Raw genomic sequence first — 15,402 nt, 5'->3', positions numbered from 1 at the left:
GAGGAGCTATGAAAGTTTTAGTGGCGGAAGATGATGTAACATCACGATTTATGCTCAAATCTCTTTTAGAGAAGTGGGGGTACGATGTTATAACAGCTTCTAATGGCGAAGAAGCTTGGCATATTTTACGCGAGGAAAACGCTCCTAAACTTGCTGTTGTAGATTGGATGATGTCAGGCTTAGAAGGGCCGGATATTTGTAAAAAGCTAAGGGTGCTTGAAGAGGAGAAAAAGCACTCTACATATACATATGTCATAATGCTTACTGTTCGAGATGAGAAAGAGAACATTTTGGCGGGGCTTGAGGCAGGAGCTGATGACTATATTACAAAGCCATTTGATGCCCAAGAACTTCGTTTGCGTGTTGGTGTAGGAAAGAGAATTGTCGATTTACAGGAGGCTCTTCGTTTTTACGCAGATCACGATCCACTTACTGGGCTTTTAAATCGACGTGCAATATTTGAACGTCTTGATCATGAAATGGCTCGTTCAAGGCGTGAAAACCGTGCTTTGAGTGTGGCAATATTAGATGTCGATCACTTTAAGCAAGTTAATGATACATATGGTCATCTCGCGGGGGATGATGTACTTAGAGAAACGGCGTTGCGGATACAAGACCAGCTGCGTAAGTATGATGTAGTTGGCCGTTATGGAGGAGAAGAATTTTTAATAGTTCTTCCAGGCGTAGCACTTGGAGAAGCTTTGAAAATTGCAGAGCGAGTTCGAAAAAATATTGTAAAAACCACCTTCGGAGAAAAGGAAATTTTGCTTTCTGCTAGTTTAGGCGTGGCAGAGTACGATAAAATATCAGGAGTGGATGAGATTATATTTGCTTCCGATACGGCTCTCTATAAAGCAAAAAAGAGGGGGCGTAATCAAGTAGGAGCGTAGAGTAAGAGGAGGAGAGTGCCATGAAAAAGAAAATCATAACATGCCTTGCATTGTTAGCCGTGTTTGTTTTAGGTATAGCGACGGTAGGAAATGCAGCAGATTTTTCGATTTTTGAAATTCGAGAAATAGCGATTAAAGGTCATAAACTCCATATTCGAGGAGATGTTGATCTTCCAGAAGGAGCCATGTTACATTTAGCGCTTCATTTCCCGGGATTTGATGGTAAACCAGGGAATAAAAAAGATATAAAAGTACATGTTAATAAGCATCATTTTTTTGTCCAGATACGCCTGCCAAAAGGAGAGAAAAATGTATCTTGGGCAGGGATATTGCGTGCTTTCTTCAGACCGTCTTGGCAGAATGAGCAGATAAGGAAGCAAGTTGGAGCTAAGGGGGAGCATTTAAAGGGGCCTAAAGTTCGTTTTGAAAATGGAGAGAAGATCTTTTTTGATCAAAAAAATTTTTCAATAGATATTTAGCCAAAGATTAAAAATTTTTTCGAAAGATATCATCCCTCGATTCGGGGGATGATATCTTTTTCTGATAAAAATAAGTTCAAGAGTTTTCGGCTTCCAGCTTGAAAGGTGTATTTTTGAAGATTTTGTAAAGAAACCCATAAGTAAGGATAATCGAGATGAATATAGTGGGGCAGAATAACGAAGTATCCGCACAAGTCAATACGTGTATTCATTATTGTATGATTTACGGAACCAATCTCCTTAAATTTTAAGAGTTTATGATTGATAATGTTATTTATTTCAGTTATCAAAAGTTCATCTTTTGATGTGTTTTCGGAGTTAAAACTCCATGGCAGTTCCCACAAGCTTGCCCACGGTCCATTTGTATCTCTTTGTCGAATTAATATACTGCCGTTATAATAAAGAACTTCAGCAGTCGCTTGCTTTTTTTCAATACGAACTCGTTTTTTTTGTACGGGACGTTCATGCTGTACCCCTTCTTGAAAAGCTTTACATACTTTTTGAAGAGGACATTCATTGCAACGTGGAAATTTGGGTATGCAGATAAGTGCTCCCAATTCCATAAGGGCTTGATTAAAATCACGAGGTGTGTCTTTGGCAAGCATGTCTTTTGCAAAATTTTCAATTTTTTGAAGGCTGCTGTTTTTTGAGATAGCGCTCTCTATATTGAATAGTCGAGAAAAAACTCTACGTACATTCCCATCGACAGCAGTATATGGCAAATTATAGGCGATACTTAAAATAGCTCCAGAAGTGTATGGCCCGATACCAGGAAGCTTTTTCAGTATCTCTTCATAGGGTGGTACTGTTTCAAAGCCCATAGTTCGTAGTTCTTTGGCCGCTTTCAATATATTTCGAGCACGAGGATAATAACCAAGCCCTTCCCAGCATTTTAGAACTTCTTCTTCTGTTGCTTTTGAAAGAGCTTCGAGATTAGGAAAATATTCTATCCAGCGGTTGAAAAAGGGAACAACGCGATCCATTTGAGTTTGTTGCAACATTATCTCAGAAATCCAGACGTCGTAAGGAGCATATGTTTTACGCCAAGGCAAATCTCGTTTATTATACTGAAACCAAAAGAGTAGTTCTTTTTTTATAGTGGCATATTTTTCCATGACGTACGAATCCGCGTTATTTCGCGGGCATCAGACTCCCTTAAAATTACGTGATCGAAAACGTTAGATGCGGTTTTTTCCTTTTGTGTCTGAACAACAGCCTTTTCGCCGTATGTAAGCTGTTCCTTAAAAATGACATCAATTTCAGAAGGACGCATTGATTGTAATATATTTGTTGGAACGGTTTCTGCTGCCCATTCGACATAAACGGCGTTATTCACATGATTATTAATGTCCAAGTCTCTAATTCGAACGGGGTAAATATCTTCAAGGTCTATTCTTTCTAAAGGAGACAAGGAAGAAAAATCAAATTCAAAAGGAATAATTTCTTTATAATATTGGGATGTTACATGACGGTCTAGCCGCATAGGACGTTTTGTAGAATAATTTATAATTATCCAAGAGGTTGTTGCTTTTGCTAAAACCTCGCCGAAAGAAGTTGTCATTTCAAAGGCTCGAAGGGAATAAAGATTTTTGTATGGGGAATGCCATGTCCTGATTGAGAGAGCTTCATCAAGTTTGGGATATCGGATCATAGAGAGATGATAACGATGAAGAACCCATGTATACCCTTTTTCCATGAGCTGAGGAATCGACATCTCCATTCGAGAGGCATCTTTATCTGCCATATCCTGAAGGTAGTTAAAGATAGGCCCTATTTTAAGCATACTATGGCCGTCTACTTCGAAAAAACGTATATGTAATGATTCTTCATACATGGTAATTATCCTCCTGGCTGAAAGTGTAACATTTTGCATTGTTTATTATAAGGCTTTTGCAGAGATGGAGGAGGTGTTATAGCGATGGAATTCGATAGTTGGAAACAGTTTGCTTCGTTAATGGTAAAGACGCAAATCGAGAGCAGAGGAATACGAGATGTTCGGGTTTTGAAAGCGATGGCAAATGTTCCACGACATCTGTTTGTTTCTTTTGAAAATCAAGCTTTGGCATATATTGACGCACCTCTCCCTATTGGAGAAAATCAAACAATCTCGCAGCCATATATGGTAGCGAGGATGACGGAGCTCCTTTGTGTTGAACCTGGAATGAAAATTTTGGAGATAGGAACAGGCTCGGGGTATCAAGCTGCCGTACTAGCAGAGATGGGAGCCATAGTTTTTTCTATAGAACGCATTTCCTCTCTTGCGCAAAAGGCAAGAAATGTGTTATGTAATTCTGGCTACGATATTAATGTTATTACTGCTGATGGTAGGGAAGGCTACGAGAAAGAGGCTCCTTACGATGGCATTATTGTTACTGCAGCTGCAGATGTAATTGAAGAAACTTGGAGAGAGCAACTTTCATCTGGAGGACGTATTGTTGTTCCATTAAGTGTTGACGTTGGTATTCAACGTTTAGTCGTTTTGTTGAAAGCAAAAGAAGGTTGGATTGATACTCGGTATGATTATTGCCGATTCGTACCTCTAATAGAAGGAACGAGTAAAGAAGAAATGGAAGATGGAAGGAGCCGATGAGTAATGGACATAAGAATACGCTCAGGAGAAATTGAAATCGATGCAACACTCAATAACACAAAGACTGCTTCTCGTATCTCAAAAATATTGCCAATAAAAAGTAGAGCTAATACATGGGGAGAAGAAATTTATTTTACAATTCCCCTTATTGCAGATTTAGAGGACGGAAAAGAAGTAGTTGAAGCGGGAGATCTTGCTTTTTGGCCCACAGGAAGCGCTTTTTGCATCTTTCTGGGGCCTACACCTGCAAGTCAGGGAGATGAGATTCGACCTGCTAGTGCAGTAACGGTTATAGGAAAGGTCAAAGGAGATATTCAGGAATTAAAAAAGGTGAAGAATGGAGACCCTATCTTTATCGAACGGGCATAAATTTTTCACTAGTGAAGATATGTAGGAAAAAAGGGACGGTTTTCAAACCGTCCCTTTTGCTTCCTTCAAATTACTTATTATAGCCGACCTAAAAACTATATCTCCATGTAAGGTAGATGCTTCGTTCGGGTCCGTAGTAGTCCCAGGTGCTAGAGCTATAGATAAATTCTTTATCAAACAAGTTATAGCAGCTTAAGCGAACTGTATGATCTCCAGATTTCCATTCCGTAAAAATATCTGTCTGGAAATAATCGTCACTAGAAGAATAACCATTTCTATTTGCCAAATAAGAAAGAGCGAGTCCAGATGTCCAGGAACCAGAATGATGTTCAATGGATGTTTTAAAGAGCCATTCAGGGAAGCCATAACTGTTGACCCATTCATTACTTTTCTTTTCTTGTGCTTTCATCCATGTCCCGCTAAGGCCCCAAGTCCAATTACGGGCGATGTTCCATTGTCTCATGATTTCCAAACCATATGACTTAAATTGGTCGACATTTTCATAGGTATTATTACGCCAGATGATTTTATCTTCCATGTCTGAATAAAATAGACCAACATTCCAGTTTCCCGTTGCGTCTGATCCCTTTATTCCTAAATCATAATTCCATCCTTTTTCTGGTTTGAGATTGGGGTTGCCAACTGTTCCCCATGGCCCCTGAGCATGCAGCTCGTAGATACTTGGCATGGCGAAGAAACGTCCTGCAGCTATATACCACATACTTCCGTTGTCAAGAGGATATTGAAAGGTTAGCTTGGGCATAAATTCATTATAATTTTCGGCATCATCTTGTCTCCAGATTTCATAGCGGAGACCAAGTGTTCCGATAATATCCCCTATCGGACGGGAGAGTTCTACGAAAGGAGCATAGTTTGTTCGCTTTTGATCAACTTCTGGATCAAAAAAGGAAGAACGGAAGGTTGATTCCTCTCGTCTGAAATAAAGCCCCCAAGAAGCTAAGGTTGATCCCCATTGGCTTCGTTTTGCAAATTCAGTTGTAAAGGCACGATCTTTGTAATAATTGTCATCATTTTGCAGTATAAAATATTTTTGATCATCATAGCCCATTAAAATATAGTAACTGTCTCCGTTGAAACGAAATGTGTGTCGTTGGTACTCTCCTTTTTCTTTGTTCATTTCGATTGGGGTTAGCCAACCTGGTGTTTCATAGTCATTTTTATATTCGCCTATTTCACTTTTAAAGAACCAGTTTTTTCCAGAAAGATTGAGACCGTAGGCATCTTCTTTATATTTGAGAGCGTTAAAATCTTTGTTAGAGAAAGTATTTTTTAGAAGGCGATGTGCTCCTTCCTCTTTATGAGAGTACCAGATGCCGGCGTTAAGACCTTCTCCACTACCTTCTCCACGAACATAATATCTTCTCCAGTCATTGGAGCCGATTTCCCCCTCTATTGTTCCACCCTGAGTGGCTTTTTTAGTAATAATATTAATAACGCCACCTGCAGCCATAGAACCATAGATGGCAGAACCAGCACCCTTTACAACTTCTATTCTCTCTATGTTTGTAATGGGAAAGTTTCGGAAATCTACTGAGGCAGCTCCAGCTGCGTGAGAAGATCTGTAATATGGAACACCATCTACGAGCACTAGAATTTCTGTTACATAACCTCTAATAGTAACTTGTGAGGAATTGGAAAAACCTGATTTTTGTTTTACATACATCCCCGGAACGTTTTGTTCAAGAATGGTTGCTAAATCTCTAGATCCGCTTCTTTCAATTTGCTCTTGGGTAATAACATATGTCGGAGCTGGAACCTCTTCCAGACTCGTTGCCAAACGACTTCCAGTAACGGTCTCTTCGGGAACAGTATAGACTTGTTCCGCTCCTGCTGCTGTTGCGAAAGAGACAAGCAACATAACCATGCACCATACTATGAGTTTCCTATTGTGAATCACTGTAGTCCCCCCTAATAAAGATAAAAAATAAGTGGCGAGGAGCACGATCGATACGATAACCACTCCTCGCCACTACAAATAGGGCGACAAAGACAGTTACCACATCACGCCCTCGCATGATAATGATATGTATCGTTTTTTAATCGGTCTCCTGACTCCAGTTCATCCTTTCTCGCGCCTTCCCAGTCTTCCCAGTGGCTATAGCGAGATTGTCCCTGTTACAGTGGCGGGGCCGTTCTGGTCTTTCACCAGATTCCCAACATCAAAAAACGATCTTTATTATTTGATTTTATGAGTTATCATAGCGATAATTGATGTTCAGTCAAGAGTTTTAAGCCTCACTAAATTCTAAAAATTGCTTTTCTTTCTCTCTTTAAAGGGGTATATGGTGAAAAAAATATGATAAAAACTATAAAACAATTGTTGTTCATAGTGGTATTGCTTTTATTTTCTTGCGCTACTGTGTCGTGTGCAGAGTTTTCTCAAGTTGAATTAGATTATGCACGTGGTTTTAATGTAGAAGAAGGTAATGGTTATTATGTTGTTACTGTATATCGTCCCTGGGGAGATTCTGTTGAACCTGAATCGTATCTATTGATAGATCGCGATAAGCCGATTCCCTTAGAGTATAAGAATCTACACGTTATAAAAATTCCAGTAGAGCGAATTGTTACTGCATCAATGACGATGCTCCCCTTTATAGAAAAGCTTGCCCCTCAAGAAGCTCTTGTTGCTGTCGGTGGTAAACGTTATGTTTATTCAGAGAAAATACGAAATATGGATCTTCCTGATGTGGCGTCAGATGCAGGATCTGGTTTGCGTCTTGATATAGAAAAACTTTTAGCTCTTCAGCCTGACGTTGTTTTTATCTATACATATACAGCAGCAGAAAAAGAATCGGTTGATCGCTTGAGAAAATTAGGAATACCGATTGTTATTGCTTCTGATTATTTGGAAGAAACACCTCTTGGGGTGGCAGAGTGGATTAAATTTGTCTCTCTTTTTCTGGGAAAAGAAAAAGAAGCTCAATCTTTCTTCTCAGAAATTGCCGAGAGTTATATATCGTTAAAATCCCTTGCAAGCCAGAGTTCTGATAGGCCGACTGTCATGGTTAATGCAGCCATAGGTGGAACGTGGTATGTTTCTGGAGGTCAAAGCTGGCCGGCTCATCTTATTCGAGATGCTGGAGCATGCTATCTTTGGTCTGAAGTCGAGAAGAGAGGAAGTGTTCCTATCGATTTTGAAAAGGTGGTGGAGAGGGCTCTGAATAGCAATTTCTGGATAAATACTTCTACATGGCAAAGTCTTGCCGAAGGCGAGAATGAAGATTCTCGTTATACGATATTTCGCCCTTTTAAAGAAGAAAGGGTATATAACAATAATGCACGAGTTACATCTGAAGGAGCAAATGACTACTACCAACAAGGTATAATGCGCCCCGATTTAATTCTAAAAGATCTAATTTCTATTTTCCATCCAGATCTTTTACCAACTCATAGCCTCTATTTTTATCGCCATTTAGAGGAGCGTTCTTTCCCATGAAACGTTCGTCTTTTGTTTCTATCTTTTTTTTAAGTGTCTTCTTTACAGGTTGTATTGTTGCTATTCTCTCTCTTTCCTTAGGATCTGTATCCATCCCCCTACGAGATGTCATTCGCGTACTTTTGGGGGATGGAGGAGTGGAAAATGGGTGGAAAATAATTCTTTTTGAGTTGCGTCTGCCCCGAATTTGCACATCATTAGTAGCTGGAGGAGCTCTTTCTGTTGCCGGTCTTGGAATGCAGACTCTTTTTCAAAATCCTCTCGCAGGGCCTTTTGTTTTGGGCATTAACGCAGGTGCCAGTCTAGGCGTTGCCTTGGCAACGCTTTTAGCGGGAAGTTTGGCAAGTTTAGGACTCGCAACTTCCTCGTGGCTGGGAAGCACTGTCGTTCTTATTGTGATGATGGGAGTGGCGGGCAAAGTAAAAAACAATACAACCCTTTTGATACTGGGACTTATGATTGGGTATGGAGTGAGCGCTTTTGTGAACGTTTTAATTCACTTTAGTTCTCCAGAACGAATTCAACAATTTATAGTTTGGAGTTTTGGCAGCTTCTCTTCTGTAAGTTGGCGTCAGCTTTTATTTCTTGTCCCGGCAGCATGTGTCGGATTTTGTGCCATGCTTTTCTTTGCCAAACAGCTTAATGCCCTCCTTTTAGGGGAAGCGTATGCCTCTACTATGGGAGTTTCTGTATATAGAGTACGCCTGGCTTTAATTGTAATAACGTCTCTTTTGGCTGGAAGTGTTACTGCTTTTTGCGGTCCTGTCGCTTTCCTCGGGGTTGCTGTTCCTCATTTATGTCGCCAAGCTTTGAAGACAGGAGACCACCGTATTTTAATTCCAGCATGTGCTTTATCAGGTGGCGTTCTCGCCCTTACAGCTGATTTTGTAGCTCATATGCCAGGAAGCGCGATGGTCTTGCCTCTTAATGCAGTTACGTCTCTTGTAGGGGCTCCCGTAGTGATATGGATAGTGCTTCGAAGTCGCCGTGGAGGAAATGTATCATGAAGCAAAAATCGTTTCTTCTTTCTGCAGAGAATCTTTCTATAGGATATGGAAAAGGTGGAAAAAGGCGAATTGTAGCCCAGAACCTTTCTGCGACTCTTTATGAAGGAGAGCTTGTCTGTCTTGTCGGTCCAAATGGAGCTGGTAAAACAACACTCCTAAAAACTCTTGCTGGAACTCAAAAACCTCTTGCAGGAAAGAGTAAAGCGATGGAAACTGAGATTTCGACTCTTACTCCTATCAAGCGAGCACAAACATTAAGTTTTGTTTTGTCTGGCCGACCTTTTGTACAGGGCTTTACCGTTTTTGAGCTTGCATCTTTAGGGCGTTACCCCTATACAAATTGGAGAGGAGAGCTTCAAGAGAGTGACAAGAAAACTGTTCTTCAGGCACTTTCAGATGTTAAGGTTCAACATCTGATGGAACGAGATTTTTCCGAGCTGAGTGATGGTGAAAGTCAGCGGGTGCTCATTGCCCGAGCCCTTGCCCAGGACACACCAATTTTACTGCTTGATGAACCGACGGCTTTTCTCGATTTACCTCGGAAAGTAGAGCTTCTCTCTCTCTTACGTCAATACGCTTGGGAAAAACGTAAGGGGGTTCTCATGTCGTTGCATGATATAGATTTGGCCTTGCGTTTTGCAGATCGCCTGTGGGTAATGAATCCGAGTGGCTCCTTTGTTGTAGGAACGCCGGAAGATTTGGCTCTTTCTGGTGTGATCGGAGAGGTTTTTTCTACCGATACAATCCATTTTTCAGAAGATACAGGAGAGTGGAAACTCAAAGAGAACTTGGGGGCTAGGGTCTGTGTTGAAGGAGATACCATTCCTAGTTTTTGGACAAGCAGAGCTTTGCAGAGGAAGGGATATACTCTCGTTTCTGTAAGTCAAGGGAGCTGTACCTTAATAGAAATTGAAGTTTCATCAAATTCTATTCATTGGTCGATTACTTTCCCTTCAGGGGAGAAGATCATAGCTCCTTCTATTGAAGACGTGCTTTTTGCTTTATCTCGTTCTTTTTAATCATTATTCCTTAAAAGAAAATGATATAGGTACTCTAACTTTTCCTGTAAAACTCTCTTCAAAAAGCCATGCTTTAAGGGCCTGAGTGGCGGCACGGTCCAACCGATTAAAACCGCTGCTTTGTTCAGTGTTTACCGCTACAACTTTCCCATTCTCAACGTCTGCTATGCAGATAATTTTCCCCTCTTCTCCTTTGCGACGGCTTAAAAGAGGATATTGGGGGTGAACCTTCCTTTTCACCACAAGGGAAGAAACATCGAAAAGTGTATTTGCTTGTTTTCTAGCATGTCCAGAGTTTCCGCCAGATAGCTCACTAAAAGAAGTTGTTGAAGATTTTGTTGATATATTGGTACTCTGCATGTTCCCTTCTTGCGTACTTTGCTTGTCTTCGGTCAATACTTTGTTATTTTTGCGGGTTTTAGAGAAAGTTTTAGGTTCAGGTGCCTCTTTTTTTTTCGGTGTGGTATCTTTTTTCTTTGTGACTGGAACCTCTTTTTTCTTTTCTGTTTGTGCGTTTTCACCCTTTTCTTTTTGTGGAACAGGAGATGAAGCTGATGTGCCTTTCCCCTCAGAGGAAAGAGAGACAAGACGAAGAGTCATTACTTTGGGAGCAGCGATATTAGTTTTTGCTTCGTGGGGTAGTGTAGAAAGACATAGCAATATAAAGACATGAAAGATAAGGCTTAAAAGAAAAGGACGCCTAAAGTGTTTCATGTCTTATTCCTCCTGAAGAGCAAGAGATATTTGCCCAAGTCCCTTTTCGTGAAGGCGGCTTAAGAGAGTGGCAACTTTTCCATAAGGAACGTTTCGGTCTGCAGCAAGCAGTACAAGCGTGTTACTTTTTTCCGCTTCCATTATTTTGATTGCAAGCTCTTCTTCTGATACTGGAATCTTATCCCAAAGGAGAGATCCATCTATTTGAAGAGTAACATATATAGCTTCTTCTGATCGCAAGGCATCGGCTTTCCCTTCTGGAAGTTGCACTTGCAGCTGACTTTGACCAAAAGAGGTGGTCAAAACAAAAAAAATGATCAAGATAAATAAGATATCAATTAGTGGTGTAATGTCTATTTCTGGCAAATGTTTTCTTGTTGGGCGTAATGCCATGATTACTCACCTTGTTTATATAAAGACGGATCAGTTGTTCCCATTAGCTTTTCGCGAATCAAAAAGTCAGCGCCGCGATAAAGGGTCTCTTCCTGGTCGTCAATTTTTGCAGAAAGGTAGGTGTAGGCTAACACAGTAGGTACAGCGATACTTAATCCCGCAACAGTCGTTAAAAGTGCTTGCCAAATTCCTCCTGAAAGAGCGATCATGGGAGCCTGATTTGCTTGGGGCAAGTCTCGAAAGATTTGAACCATGCCAAGAACAGTCCCCAGTAATCCCAGTAGTGGTGCTACTCGTGAAATCGTTGCCAGAAGAGAGAGACCTTTAAGCCATCGAAAGAGTTCTCTTCTTATTTGCTGTTCGAGCAAAAGTTTAAAAGCTTCCGTATCTACTTGCCAGTGTGTTACGGCTGCTATAAAGAGACGATGAAGAGACGAATCTCCTGAGCGCACAATTTTAGTGGCCTGTTCTGCATTATTTTCATAGAGAGCCTTACAAAGAGAAAGTTCAAGTTTTTCGGGATCAGTCGATGATCGCCGGAAAAAGAAAAGTCGTTCTACAAAAACAGCAAGAGCAATAATAGAGAGGAAAAATATAATCCACATAATTGGGCCGCCGGCTCTCATTATTTCCATACTACGTCACCTCTAAAATATAAAGTTATCATAAAAGTATGATGAATATCTTAGGTATTGTCAAAAGCAAAACAATTCAGCGGTTGACTCCAAAGTCCAACTATCTTAAAATTCAATACAATTTAATTCTCTCCCGAGTACGCAGTATACATGACTTTAACTCTTGGAGACATTGCTATTAGCGTTTTGTCAGACATTATCATATAAAGGGAGTGGTTCATAGTGGAAAGTTCGTCAAAACCCAGAGAAGGTTTTTCGTCTGGGTTAGCTGTTTTTTTTGCAGCTTTAGGTTCTGCTGTAGGGTTAGGTAATATCTGGAAATTTCCATATTTGACTGGTTCAAATGGTGGAGGGGCTTTTTTATTCGTTTATTTTATATGTATTTTGTTTGTAGGGATACCTGTTTTACTCTGTGAATGGTATATAGGTCGTCGTACTCGTCGAAATGCTATTGGTGCTTTTGAGACGTTAAAACCTGGAACTCCATGGAAAGGTATCGGTTTTATGGGGGTCTTATCCGCATATCTTATTATGTTTTACTATACATGTGTTGCGGGGTGGGTTTACTTTTACTGCTTTAAGGCATTTACGGGGGCTTTTGCCGCAGTAACAGCAAGTAGTGCAGAGGAGCTTTTCGGTCAGGTTATTGGAGTTGGGACAGCAGGTCAGTCTTTCTTCTCCAAAGAAGTGCTTTCGCCGATTTTTTGGCAGGTTATAGTCCTTTGTGTTGTGGGCACAGGTATTTCCATGGGTGTTCGAGCTGGAATTGAACGAATTACCAAAACACTCATGCCTCTACTCTTCATCCTCATCATTATTTGTGATATTAGAGCTCTTACATTACCTGGAGCAGGCCAGGGTATTCATTTCTTATTCCATGTAGACTTTTCGAAAATTACACCAGCAGTTATGTTAAGTGCTTTAGGACTTGCTTTCTTCAAACTGTCTCTTGCTATGGGAATTATGATTACGTATGGTTCATACTTCACAGAAGATGTTCACATGTTTAAAACGGCCGGGAAAGTTGCTCTTTCTGATACTCTTGTTTCGATGTTAGCCGGATTGGCCATATTCCCAACAGTCTTTTCTTTTGGCATGGAGCCCACAGCGGGGCCTGGTTTGCTTTTCATGACCATTCCTTTGGTCTTTTCCAAAATGCCTTTGGGAACACTGCTTCTTGCGGCTTTCTTTTTGCTCACATCTTTTGCAGCAACGACAGCGTTGCTTTCTTTGATGGAAGTCCCCGTTGCTTTTTGGTCTGAAGAGTTTAATGTGTCAAGGAAGAAAGCAACATTTCTCAATTGCCTTTTTATCGGTCTTGTTGGAATCACAGCAACTCTGTCTGTTGATAGTTCCAGCCTTTTAGGTGGCATTAAATTCTTTGGAGATGGGTTCTTTGATTTTTATGATCATCTTTCCGCTAATATAATTATGCCGCTCGGAGGTTTTTTAATAGCTGTTTTTGTTGGTTACTTTATAAAGAAAGACGATATTCAGTACGAATTATCCAATCATGGAACATTATGTAACGAGTCATATATTTCCTTTTTCTCTTTCGTTGTTCGTTATGTTTCACCTGCACTTCTTATCATCATTTTCTTGAACACGATCGGTGTCATTGCTTTTTAGTTTATAACGAAGCAGAAATGGAAAAGCCCTCACTTTTCATTGTCAAAAGTGAGGGCTTCTTTATTCATTATTTACGCGTTATCGAGAAGATTTTTCAAGAAGGGTGGCAATGTAAAAGCGGACCTATGTATATCTTCTGTATAATATTTCGTTCCTTCTGGAATAGCGCTTCGGGGAACAGACGGATCTAGTTTTTTAGAACCTATAGTATATGTCCACATCCCAGTGGGGTAAGTGGGCATAGCCCCCCAACAAACAGAAACGACTGGGTAGACTTTTTTCATCTCCGTGTAAGCTCCTGTCATAACATTAGCATCGGAAAAAGGAGATTCGGTCTGAGCTAACATCATGCCGTCTTCTTTCAGAGCATTCTTTACATCTTCATAGAAATTAGCTTCAAAGAGTCCTGCGGCGAATTCAACTGGGTCCGTACTATCAACTATGGCTACGTCAAATTCGTTAGAAACTGAACGAATATAGGCCAAAGCATCCATGCTTCGAACATCTGCCCTTGGGTCGTCCATAGCACAACTCAGTGTCGGGAGATATTTTTTCGCTGCATCAATGACGTCTTTATCAATGTCGATCATTGTTGCTTTTTCGACATTTTTATGACGTAATACCTCTCGCAGAACTCCGCCATCACCTCCACCAACAATAAGTACTCGTTTGGGGTCTGGATGAGCGCAGAGAACAGTGTGTGCCATCATTTCCGAGTAACAAAACTCATCTCGTTCGGCAATTTGTATTGCACCATCAAGAATAAGCATGCGGCCGTATTCCATAGTCTCAACGAGAGTAATATCCTGATACTCAGATTTCTTATTGACAAGAACTTGATTAATACGAAGACTGAGCTTCATATTGGGGGTTTGTTCCTCTGTAACCCAGAGCTCGTTGAATCTTTTAGCTCGACGTTCCAATATTTCTCATCTCCTTTGACTTATTTTTCTCGTGGCAAAATATATGCCGATAGAGGGGGGAATCCATTAAAATACACAGAAGAATAACTTTGTGTGTAAGCTCCAGTAGATAATACGTATATTCGGTCCCCTTCCTCAAGAGTTAATGGCAATTCGTACTTGTACTGTTCATAGAGAATGTCCATACTGTCACATGTAGGACCTGCAATGATAACGTCTTGTGCAAGCCCCTTCTTTTCAACATAAATGGGGTATTTTATTGATTCATCAAGTGTTTCGATAAGTCCCCCAAATTTTCCTGCATCGAGATAGACCCATCGGTACTGGTTAAATTCTGATTTCCTTGAAATAAGAACAACTTCAGAGATTAAAACACCAGCGTCACCTGCCATATAACGTCCAGGCTCAAGAATAATGTCAGGAAGATTTTCTCCAAAGTCTTCTTTCAGGAATCGTGTGATTTCAGTTCCATATACATCCGGCCCCACTGTAGGGTCAATATAACGGGAAGGAAATCCTCCTCCGAGATTTATCATCTGGAGATGGATACCTTTTTCTGCTGCCGAGTCAAAAAGATACTTGCATGTAGAAATAGCGTGATCCCATTGTCCTATATCGCGTTGTTGAGAGCCTACGTGAAAAGAGACTCCGTACGGATCAAGCCCGAGGTCTTTGGCCATAAGTATAAGTTTGTAAATTGTGTCGGGATGAGCCCCAAATTTTCTGGAAAGTGGCCAGTCTGCCCCACTTCCATCAGTAAGAATTCGGAAGAAAACTTTCGAGCCAGGGGCATATTTCGAAAGTTTGTAAAGATCGTTTTCCGAATCTGTTGCGAAAAGTCGAACGCCCTTTTCATAGGCATAAGCAATATCTTTAGCTTTTTTTATCGTGTTGCCGTAGCTTACACGATCTGGTGTAGCTCCCAGAGCTAGAACTTGATTGAGTTCATAGACTGATGCGATATCAAAACAGCTGCCCTTTTTTACGAGCAGTTTCACCACGTCATCGAGCGGATTGGCTTTGACGGCATAATAAATTTTTGCAAAAGGCATGCCTTTTTGTAGAGAATCGTATTGATTTTCGATGACATCAAGGTCAACGACAAGGCACGGCGTTTCTTTATCAGCCGCAAATTCCTTAATACGTTCGAATCGTTCTCTCGTCATAAATCGTGAGAGATCAAATTCGTAGTGATGGGATGTTTCCACTGCAGCACCTCCAATAAATATTTTAGTTTATCTGTACTTATGGTAACGGTTTGATGCTTTTTGTACAAGAAAAGAAAGTGTTATTC

Annotated in this window: 16 protein-coding genes and 1 riboswitch; of the genes, 8 read left to right on the top strand and 8 right to left on the bottom strand. The window is 40.6% G+C overall.

Features of this window, described 5'->3' with window-relative positions:
- The first annotated feature begins 8 nt into the window (after positions 1-8).
- Entirely contained in the window at positions 9-890 is an 882-nt protein-coding gene (locus VB083_RS05220; protein ID WP_213696029.1) for a diguanylate cyclase, read from the top strand.
- 20 nt (positions 891-910) lie between these two features.
- Positions 911-1,369: a hypothetical protein gene (locus tag VB083_RS05215; RefSeq protein WP_213696030.1), complete on the top strand. Its 459-nt coding sequence runs from the start codon at positions 911-913 to the stop codon at positions 1,367-1,369.
- 29 nt (positions 1,370-1,398) lie between these two features.
- Here the strand turns inward: VB083_RS05215 and mutY are convergent, their stop codons facing one another.
- Together mutY and VB083_RS05205 are read right to left on the bottom strand one after the other, a co-directional pair.
- Positions 1,399-2,484 carry an A/G-specific adenine glycosylase gene (mutY, locus tag VB083_RS05210; protein ID WP_323401823.1) on the bottom strand — a complete coding sequence of 362 codons (1,086 nt, stop codon included), beginning with the start codon at positions 2,482-2,484 and terminating at the stop codon, positions 1,399-1,401.
- Positions 2,463-3,203 (bottom strand): acyl-[acyl-carrier-protein] thioesterase, encoded by a 741-nt coding sequence (locus VB083_RS05205; protein WP_213691382.1) that lies wholly within the window; start codon positions 3,201-3,203, stop codon positions 2,463-2,465. Before VB083_RS05205 ends, mutY begins: the two co-directional genes overlap by 22 nt.
- Before the next feature lie 84 nt (positions 3,204-3,287).
- Between VB083_RS05205 and VB083_RS05200 the strand changes: the two genes are divergently transcribed.
- Both VB083_RS05200 and VB083_RS05195 read left to right on the top strand, forming a co-directional pair.
- Positions 3,288-3,959 carry a protein-L-isoaspartate(D-aspartate) O-methyltransferase gene (locus VB083_RS05200; RefSeq protein WP_307879559.1) on the top strand — a complete coding sequence of 224 codons (672 nt, stop codon included), beginning with the start codon at positions 3,288-3,290 and terminating at the stop codon, positions 3,957-3,959.
- Positions 3,960-3,962: 3 nt separating this feature from the next.
- Positions 3,963-4,328, top strand: coding sequence for a cyclophilin-like fold protein (locus tag VB083_RS05195; RefSeq protein WP_213691384.1), 366 nt, complete (start codon positions 3,963-3,965; stop codon positions 4,326-4,328).
- Between the two features lie 88 nt (positions 4,329-4,416).
- Here the strand turns inward: VB083_RS05195 and VB083_RS05190 are convergent, their stop codons facing one another.
- Positions 4,417-6,246, bottom strand: coding sequence for a TonB-dependent receptor (locus VB083_RS05190; RefSeq protein ID WP_323401822.1), 1,830 nt, complete (start codon positions 6,244-6,246; stop codon positions 4,417-4,419).
- 123 nt (positions 6,247-6,369) lie between these two features.
- A riboswitch (cobalamin riboswitch) is annotated at positions 6,370-6,545 on the bottom strand.
- Positions 6,546-6,645: 100 nt separating this feature from the next.
- On the opposite strand from VB083_RS05190, the gene VB083_RS05185 reads away from it, so the two are divergent.
- The 3 genes from VB083_RS05185 to VB083_RS05175 are packed head-to-tail and all read left to right on the top strand — an operon-like array spanning position 6,646 to position 9,814.
- On the top strand, positions 6,646-7,788 hold the full coding sequence (locus tag VB083_RS05185; protein WP_213691386.1) for an ABC transporter substrate-binding protein: 1,143 nt from the start codon (positions 6,646-6,648) through the stop codon (positions 7,786-7,788).
- The gene (locus tag VB083_RS05180; RefSeq protein WP_213691387.1) at positions 7,785-8,795 is read left to right on the top strand and encodes a FecCD family ABC transporter permease; all 1,011 of its coding nucleotides are present in this window, start codon (positions 7,785-7,787) and stop codon (positions 8,793-8,795) included. The genes VB083_RS05185 and VB083_RS05180 overlap by 4 nt, the downstream gene beginning before the upstream one ends.
- Entirely contained in the window at positions 8,792-9,814 is a 1,023-nt protein-coding gene (locus VB083_RS05175; protein ID WP_213696034.1) for an ABC transporter ATP-binding protein, read from the top strand. Before VB083_RS05180 ends, VB083_RS05175 begins: the two co-directional genes overlap by 4 nt.
- 3 nt (positions 9,815-9,817) lie before the next feature.
- Here the strand turns inward: VB083_RS05175 and VB083_RS05170 are convergent, their stop codons facing one another.
- The 3 genes from VB083_RS05170 to VB083_RS05160 are packed head-to-tail and all read right to left on the bottom strand — an operon-like array spanning position 9,818 to position 11,556.
- Positions 9,818-10,528, bottom strand: coding sequence for an energy transducer TonB (locus VB083_RS05170; protein WP_213690943.1), 711 nt, complete (start codon positions 10,526-10,528; stop codon positions 9,818-9,820).
- Between the two features lie 3 nt (positions 10,529-10,531).
- Positions 10,532-10,921 carry an ExbD/TolR family protein gene (locus VB083_RS05165; protein WP_213690944.1) on the bottom strand — a complete coding sequence of 130 codons (390 nt, stop codon included), beginning with the start codon at positions 10,919-10,921 and terminating at the stop codon, positions 10,532-10,534.
- A 2-nt stretch (positions 10,922-10,923) separates the two neighbouring features.
- Positions 10,924-11,556: a MotA/TolQ/ExbB proton channel family protein gene (locus VB083_RS05160; protein WP_213690945.1), complete on the bottom strand. Its 633-nt coding sequence runs from the start codon at positions 11,554-11,556 to the stop codon at positions 10,924-10,926.
- Positions 11,557-11,778: 222 nt separating this feature from the next.
- Here VB083_RS05160 and VB083_RS05155 point away from each other — a divergent pair, with 222 nt between their 5' ends.
- Positions 11,779-13,185, top strand: coding sequence for a sodium-dependent transporter (locus tag VB083_RS05155; protein WP_213690946.1), 1,407 nt, complete (start codon positions 11,779-11,781; stop codon positions 13,183-13,185).
- A gap of 71 nt (positions 13,186-13,256) precedes the next feature.
- On the opposite strand, the gene speE is transcribed toward VB083_RS05155, so the two are convergent.
- Complete coding sequence (gene speE / locus VB083_RS05150) at positions 13,257-14,108, bottom strand: polyamine aminopropyltransferase (RefSeq protein WP_213690947.1); 852 nt, start codon at positions 14,106-14,108, stop codon at positions 13,257-13,259.
- A gap of 20 nt (positions 14,109-14,128) precedes the next feature.
- Positions 14,129-15,316 (bottom strand): type III PLP-dependent enzyme, encoded by a 1,188-nt coding sequence (locus VB083_RS05145; protein ID WP_307879556.1) that lies wholly within the window; start codon positions 15,314-15,316, stop codon positions 14,129-14,131.
- Positions 15,317-15,402 lie beyond the last annotated feature (86 nt).

Source organism: Aminobacterium sp., assembly GCF_034926885.1.
GTDB lineage: Bacteria > Synergistota > Synergistia > Synergistales > Aminobacteriaceae > Aminobacterium.
The sequence above is the reverse complement of the archived record's forward strand: the minus strand, read 5'-3'. Positions and strand labels throughout refer to the sequence as shown.